At 64.7% G+C, this 1,523-nt stretch carries 1 protein-coding gene and 2 pseudogenes; 2 read left to right on the forward strand and 1 reads right to left on the reverse strand.

Going from position 1 to position 1,523, the window contains the following annotated elements; genetic code table 11:
* Nucleotides 1-114 precede the first annotated feature (114 nt).
* Nucleotides 115-234, forward strand: a pseudogene (locus ACIRU3_RS47070) (IS5/IS1182 family transposase); the annotation flags it as partial.
* 5 nt (nt 235-239) lie between these two features.
* Here the strand turns inward: ACIRU3_RS47070 and ACIRU3_RS47075 are convergent.
* Nucleotides 240-611 (reverse strand): DUF6896 domain-containing protein, encoded by a 372-nt coding sequence (locus tag ACIRU3_RS47075; RefSeq protein ID WP_404070524.1) that lies wholly within the window; start codon nt 609-611, stop codon nt 240-242.
* Between the two features lie 159 nt (nt 612-770).
* Between ACIRU3_RS47075 and ACIRU3_RS47080 the strand changes: the two are divergent.
* Nucleotides 771-1,432: pseudogene (locus ACIRU3_RS47080) on the forward strand (IS5 family transposase); the annotation flags it as partial.
* Nucleotides 1,433-1,523: the final 91 nt, after the last annotated feature.

A 1,523-nucleotide genomic window follows, 5' to 3' on the forward strand; every position in this document is an offset into this window, starting at 1 on the left:
TGTTGGGTGGTTGGGGGGTGGGGGGTCGTGGGGGGGGGTTGTTGTGGGCGGGGGGTCTAGGGGGTGGGGGGGGGGGGGGGGGGGGGCGCCCCCCGCCCCCCCGACCCAACCGGATGGTTGCACCAGTTCAAACGGCTCCGCATCCGCTACGAACGACGCGCCGATCTCCACCAGGGCCTGCTCGAACTGGCCTGCAGCCTCATATGCCTGCGCCGCCTGCGGACCGCATCCTGATGCGATCAGATGGCTACGCTGAACCATCCCGGCCGAACTTCGGTCAGAAGCGGTTGCAGCAACCGCACTGCGGCCCGAAGGTCCTCATCTGTGACGTCAAGAGGCTTCGGCAGGCTCAGCCCGTACCCGCGCAGCCGCCAAAGGTCGAAGACTTCACTTCCGTCGGCTGCGAAGTCCACATCGACCTCAGTGCCGTTGTCACTGACGAAGCGGCACCCTGCCCCATGAACCTTGTAGGCGTAGGTGCCGATGTGACCACTGCGGCTGATCCGACGCGAGCGGGCCAGGCCGATGGTGTCCGCCAGTCGCTCAAGCGAGGGGATCGCCACCCTCATGGCCTCATCGATCGCGTTCAGAGCGCGGACGTAACCGAGCACGAGGTCTCGCGCAGCCCCAACCCGTTCCATAAGGCGTCCCCCCCTGAGCCCGTGAATGAACGGATTGTTCCATGGGGCCGCCAGCGCCTCCGCAGGAGGGCATTCTGAAACGATCAGTTAGACCGTGTCCTATGTGGAGTTGGGTCGTTGGGGTTGGTTATGGGGCGGGGTGCGTGGATTAGGTTTGTTCCGGATGGGCTGTGGGAGATTGCGGAGCCGCTGATCCCGCCGTCGAGGGTGCGGTCGCAGGGTGGTGGGGCGCAGGACACGGCTGATGAGACGCTGTTCGCGGCGATCATCTATGTGCTGGTCAGCGGGTGCGCCTGGCGGGCTCTGCCGCCGTGTTTCGGTATATCGAAGTCGACCGCGCACCGTCGGTCCTTGATCTGGTCGCGGGCAGGTGTGTGGGGCCGACTGCATGAGGAGACCCTGCACCGCTTGGACGACGCTGGCCTGCTCGACCTCTCCCGAGCTGTCCTGGACTCAGCTCATGTGCGGGCCAAAAAAAGGGGGGCGAACTCACAGGTCCGAGTCCCGTGGACCGGGGCAAGCCGGGTTCCACGAAGCACGTCCTGTCGGACGCGAACGGACTGCCCCTCCTCGTCGGCCTCTCAGCAGGCAACAACCACGACAGCCTCGCCCTGAAGCCCATGATCCAGGGTCACCAAACGAGACACGACCCTCACCGCGGCCGATACTTCAAGCCCCGGCGTCTGCACGCAGACAAGGCCTACGACATCCCTCACCTGCGAAAATGGCTATGGGGCAAACACATCGGTGTCCGTATCGCCCGCAAGGGAGTCGAATCCAGCGAACGGTTACTGACCTCGGCTCGTTAGGGTGATCTTCCTCGAAGTGCCCGCTGTGCCTGGTCTGTTGTCTGTATCCCCTGGTGTATGAGGTATGCAGATG

It is taken from the genome of Streptomyces sp. NPDC101151 (assembly GCF_044768335.1).
GTDB lineage: Bacteria > Actinomycetota > Actinomycetes > Streptomycetales > Streptomycetaceae > Streptomyces.